Origin of the sequence: Methanomethylovorans sp. (genome assembly GCF_050177135.1) — an archaeon.
Lineage (GTDB): Archaea > Halobacteriota > Methanosarcinia > Methanosarcinales > Methanosarcinaceae > Methanomethylovorans.
This window is the reverse complement of the sequence record NZ_JBFXHJ010000146.1, coordinates 1-5,378: the sequence shown is the minus strand read 5'-3', so window position 1 is coordinate 5,378 and position 5,378 is coordinate 1. Positions and strand designations below refer to the sequence as shown.

Here is a 5,378-nt window from a genome sequence, read left to right as displayed (position 1 = left end):
CAGGATGTATGGAATCCAGATAAGCGGGAGCAAAGGCTGGAGTATTAGCAAGATCAACTACAGTAAGAGCTACCTGCGCAACAAAGCCGACTATCAGGCCTGCAAGGGCACCTTCCTTTGTAGCCCTCTTCCAGTAAAGTCCCCCCATCATAGGGAAGAAATATGCAGCACTGGCAATGAAAGTAGCTGTGTGGATGGCATCGATGATACCATCGATATAGAAAGACCCTATTGTCGCACCTGCAACTATTATTAGTACGCTCACCCTGTTGACAGCGAGCATCTCCTTCATGGTAGCATCGGGCTTTATGTACCTCTGATAAATGTCGCGGGATAGACAGGAACCTCCGGAAGTTGCAAAAGTGTCTGTAGAAGACATTGCTGCTGCTGCCAGGCCTATACCTGCCAGACCTATAAGAAGAGGAGAGAAATGCTCAAAGATGTAAACGAGCAGTGCAGGTTCTGCCTGGGCCATTGCACCCATACCTATCTCTGCAAATGATGCTGCGATATCGGGATATACATGGTTTAGCCCTATGGCAATGATAGTACAGGCCACACCGAATACGAGGAAGATAAAGAATGAACCCAGGATCATACCGTTCCTTGCTGACTTTTCATCCTTTGCAGCCCATACCCTTTGCCACGGGTCCTGCTCTGTGACCCAGCCAGGAATGATGGCAAAGATGAATATCATTACTGCAAGTATACCAATACTGAACGGGTTCCACCATCCTTCCGGTACATCCGAGAGAAGTTCTGAAACGGTCATGACCGAGGATACATCAGCGGAAGTCGCTGAACCGGTTATAGCAACGGCCATCAAGAGAGCGAAACCTGCAAGGAAAGTAAACTGTATCACATCGGTCCATATAACAGCAGAAAGACCTCCAAGTGTCACATATACAGAAACGGCTAATGCCACAATGGCTGCAGCGTATACAGGAGGCAGTCCGAAAAAGATCTCAAGGACCATAGCAAAACCCTTTATATCCGCAACTGCGAAAAGGATCATAACAATGGCGATAATAAGAGCCACAGGACCTCTTATAGAACTGCTGTACCTCTGCTCAAGCAGCTCTGGCTGGGTGATGGCTGGCAGATGCTTGATCTTACCTACTAACAATGCTATCAATAATAATGCAAGGATGTTAGGTGCCACGAAACTCCAGATGGAGCCCATACCCAGCAGCATGTAAAGACCAATAACCGCAAGAATGCCCCCTGCAGTCATCCAGGATGCTGCTGCTGAGCAGCCAATTGCCACGAAATTGATCCTACGTCCTGCAAGCCAGAAATCGGTGACAGACCTCTGTTTCTTTGTGAAATACCAGCCGATCGCGACCAGAACAAGAATATAGGCCGCAAGCAACACCATGAACAGACCATACGAATTCATAATTGATACCTCGTTTTAATCTATTATAATTGATTTAATTTTTCGATAATTAATAAATATATTACTTTCTTAATTGACTATAAAGTTGGTTGCATACATTTTCTCAGGGGTTATATTTAAGCCTTTCAAAAAGATCTGCTTTATAATAAAGCAAGTTTAGTTGAGTTAATGGGCAACTGTAGAATATAACATTAAATGCTTGGAAATAAAGTTATGTTATTATCATAACCCAATATATATCTCTCATCAGTGTCAATTGTATTGCATGACCCTTGAACCGGTCCACATAAAGGCACTATCCGAACTTGCAGACCGTATCGACAGATGCCTGAAGCCGGATGATCTGGAAGAAGATGAAACTGATGGTGTAATGGATATTCTGGAAAGGCTCAAGGAACTGAAACATGATGGAAAAGTGGTGCTTAAGGCCATCGGAAGGCTCAAAAGAGGGAGAGTAAGCATAGAGAAGATGGCTCTGAGCCAAGACCCTTTTCCTGTTACCTATTCATGCGACAGCGGGAGCACAACCACAAGATCCTTTGATAATGGCCTTTACGTGGATTTCTGTCATTGTGCCATGGCCTCAACACCTACTGACCTGGAACTGCACAACAGGAGAACAATAGTTGCTGCCACTTATACCCCCAGTTACAGTGTACATATCGATACCACCGCTAATTGGGAAATATTAGATGAGGGAGCAAGCCGCAGCCAGATAATCCGTATCCAACCAGGTTTGCTGAATAAGCGCATTGACAGGATAGTTCATGATATAGCCCTGTACCTTTCAGAATCCGAACATATTCTGTGGTTGAAGGACGAACTTGACCCCCGGGGCTTTTTCATCATGGATGGACCGATCTATCCCAAACATCTCATGTACTGGATGGTGATTGGATCAGAAGAGGTGCAGCTGTTTTATGACCCTCATACAGAGCGTATACTGCAAAACTACATAGACATCGTGGACCATCACATTGACAAAAAGCTTCCCTTTATTGGTTTCGTGAAGAATCCTGAGGATATGCAGGTGATGCAGACCCTTAGGAAAGAAGGTATGAAAGACCTCCCCTGGCTAATGGATGCACAGTTCTTCAAAAACCTGCTTTCTTTTCCGCCATATCTGGAAGAAAAGAAGAGATGCGATCGCTATATAACCTACACTAACTGGTTCATGCAGCCCAACCAGTTCTATGAGAGAATGCTTGGGACCACATCACCTCTGGTCAAGGAAAAGCTCAGGGCAAGGCACCCACATGAATACTATTCACTGACATTCTTCGTGGTGTATGTCCCTTCAAAGAACCTGCTCTTTAAGATAGAAGCTCCATACGGGCTTACACAGGATGAAGGGATGCGGGATATCATTACAAGGAAAATACTGTATGATATCGCATTAAGTGAGATACCAGGCACACTGAAGAAAGCAGACTCCATTGCAAAGATACAGGTATCGGAAAGAAAACAAATAATCAACAGGTTCAGGTACTCCCGCGTGGATACCACCTATAATGAGACCAGATGGGGTGAATACGATGAAGATAGATAAAGATATACTGGCCTACGTATCTTCAGAAAAAAGAGACAGCAAGATCGTTGAAGGGACTGAGGAAACAACTGTTGGGGAGAGGTTCAGCTTCGAAGAATATATGGTCACTACAGAAAAACATCCGTACGCAGAGGACAACACCGACGAAGCTTTCGGGATCATAACCACCGGTATAGAACCTCTTGAGATAACAGAATCCGGCGCAACTATCACCGGATACATCAATACGGAAAGAAGAAAGGATGTGAGGCTGGGAACATATGTGATAGTCCCTTATGTTGAAGAAGACCTGTTCGCAAGGATATGGAAAATGCAGTACAAGCAGGAGTTTGTGGTAGATGATGCCACTGAGATCCATTCCCGCAGGATGCTCAGGTCCAATACCACAGATGAAGTGGATTACAAGTTCCTGGCCTATCTTGACCCCATATGTATCCTTTATCCCAGAGGTAAGGGTCTGGCCCGACGTATGAGCGACCGCATACCCCGACCGAACACCCCCATACTGCCTGTTAAAGACAAGACAAAGATCCAGACAGGACTTAACATTCCCGGAGAAGGCTTATTCCTGGGACATCTCAGCGTAGGGGGTGAGGTGGTAAAGACACATGCAGTACCTCCTACTGTACCCTATTACCTGCGGAATGATTATTCAATGGGTGATCCGCTTGTGTTCAGGCACATGCTGGTATGTGGCAGCACAGGAACAGGTAAAACATTCCTCACAAAGAATATACTGAGGCAGTTCATGGCAGAGGAGAACCGCTACAATGTGAGGGGAACAAGTGCCAGAAAAAATCCCTGTTTGGTAGTGCTTGACCCTCAGGACGAGTATTCCCAGATGTTAGAGGATAATCCTGAACTTACAGCAGATGATGCGTTCAGTTTCAGGTCCGAAAAAATTGATTTCGGAGGATGCATCAATACCCGCACCTTTGTGGCGAAGGTAGATGGTCAGTCATATAATGGCCGCTCAAGGGCACAACAGATGGAGTTCACCATACCTTTCGAGATGGTCAGGAATAATTCCTGGCTCATGGCGCCTGTGGGCATGACCGACCTGCAGTATCAGGGAGTGGAATTGCTGCTGGATGATTTCTTCAAAAAGGCCGGGGATCATACGTATGATCGCTTTCTGGAACACATCAGTGACGATCTGACCCGGGACAACTATGTGCAGAGCGGGAAGGTCCATGAAGCTTCCTATGATGGTATCGTGCGCAGGGTGAGGGACAGATCTCTTAGCAGGGTGTTCGACCAGCCCGCAAGGCCCATTGACCAGATGCTGGAAGAGATAATAAGACCCGGACAGGTTAGTGTTTTCCCTACGGAGTACATAAGCAACAGCCGTATACGTGACCTGATAACTCTCACTTTGATGACGATAATAGTGGACAATAAGTTAAGTACTAAACTTAACACACCTGGAGAAACTGCTGTTAAGGAGACTCCTATTATCCTGGCACTGGACGAAGCCCACAGGTATCTTGCCAGCACCTCCGGCGAGCACAGCAGGAGGATAGTGTCCAAGTTCGCAGAAGCCGCACGGCAGGGCAGGAAAGAAGCGCTGGGATTGTGCCTCATAACCCAAGACCCTCAGGACATCGATGATACGGTGTTCAAGCAGGTCAATACGCGCATCATCCTTAACCTGACAAATGATGCTGCCATCGGAGCACTGAAGGTCAAGAAAGAATATGAGAAGCGTATCCCATACCTGAAGAAAGGACAGATGATCGTGCATAGCCCCGACAACAGTGACATGGTTGAGATCATGGGGTTGCAGAGCTGCGTGGTGAAGCATATATAAACTCCTTTACAACTGATAATTATTCTATTCTTTCAATAGATAGGAGATGGTATTCAAACCGAAACGTATATATTGAGCAAATACGTATGGAGGCATCACGTCAGTAAACAAGATGGGCCGGTAGCTTAGCCAGGCAGAGCGACGGACTCTTAATCCGTAGGCCAGGGGTTCAACTCCCTTCCGGCTCGCCAATCTCTTTTACTTATTATAATTCTTGTTCTGTTAGTTTTTATGATCTTCGAGTGAGAACCTTAAAACACATAAATCCAACGAACTATCTTTATTCACAAGGTGAGCCTAATGCCAAAAGTAAGCGTGGAGATCCCTCAGGAGTTGCTGGACGACCTGAACAGGCACGTGGGGGATGACAAGAAATTCGTTAACCAGTCAGATGCCATCAGGACAGCTATCCGCAAGATGCTGGACATGATGGACGAGATCGATAAAAGGCACGGCAGAGTAAAAGAATGAAAAAAGTGAGATCTTGTGATATTCAGAGATTCCGGAGATATGCAAGACATTCTTCACCTTCTTGAAGGCTTGCCATTTCAGTTACAAGCCTGCCATTGTAGCCCTTAAGGCTTTCCATGACCTTTTTCCACTGCACGGTTCCCCGCCCC

Annotated in this window: 4 protein-coding genes and 1 tRNA gene; 4 read left to right on the top strand and 1 reads right to left on the bottom strand. The window is 45.9% G+C overall.

Translation table 11 applies throughout. The features are described 5' to 3' along the window. Positions 1-1,399, bottom strand: a 1,399-nt coding sequence (locus AB7U21_RS10115; protein WP_428388766.1) for a sodium:solute symporter family protein, incomplete at its 3' end; no start/stop codon positions are given. 265 nt (positions 1,400-1,664) lie between these two features. On the opposite strand from AB7U21_RS10115, the gene AB7U21_RS10110 reads away from it, so the two are divergent. The 4 genes from AB7U21_RS10110 to AB7U21_RS10095 all read left to right on the top strand — a co-directional run bounded on the left by AB7U21_RS10110 (position 1,665) and on the right by AB7U21_RS10095 (position 5,229). After that, positions 1,665-2,948 (top strand): DNA double-strand break repair nuclease NurA, encoded by a 1,284-nt coding sequence (locus AB7U21_RS10110; protein ID WP_333787624.1) that lies wholly within the window; start codon positions 1,665-1,667, stop codon positions 2,946-2,948. Then, on the top strand, positions 2,935-4,758 hold the full coding sequence (locus AB7U21_RS10105; RefSeq protein WP_428388763.1) for an ATP-binding protein: 1,824 nt from the start codon (positions 2,935-2,937) through the stop codon (positions 4,756-4,758). Before AB7U21_RS10110 ends, AB7U21_RS10105 begins: the two co-directional genes overlap by 14 nt. 114 nt (positions 4,759-4,872) lie before the next feature. Beyond that, positions 4,873-4,949, top strand: a tRNA-Lys gene (locus AB7U21_RS10100). A 109-nt stretch (positions 4,950-5,058) separates the two neighbouring features. After that, on the top strand, positions 5,059-5,229 hold the full coding sequence (locus tag AB7U21_RS10095; RefSeq protein ID WP_292351969.1) for a ribbon-helix-helix domain-containing protein: 171 nt from the start codon (positions 5,059-5,061) through the stop codon (positions 5,227-5,229). The last annotated feature ends 149 nt before the right edge of the window (positions 5,230-5,378 follow it).

What these genes read in the sequence shown, in the direction of transcription:
- AB7U21_RS10110 (WP_333787624.1), top strand. Translation starts at nt 1,665, where the DNA reads ATGACCCTTGAACCGGTCCACATAAAGGCACTATCCGAACTTGCAGAC.
- AB7U21_RS10095 (WP_292351969.1), top strand. Translation starts at nt 5,059, where the DNA reads ATGCCAAAAGTAAGCGTGGAGATCCCTCAGGAGTTGCTGGACGACCTG.
- AB7U21_RS10105 (WP_428388763.1), top strand. Translation starts at nt 2,935, where the DNA reads ATGAAGATAGATAAAGATATACTGGCCTACGTATCTTCAGAAAAAAGA.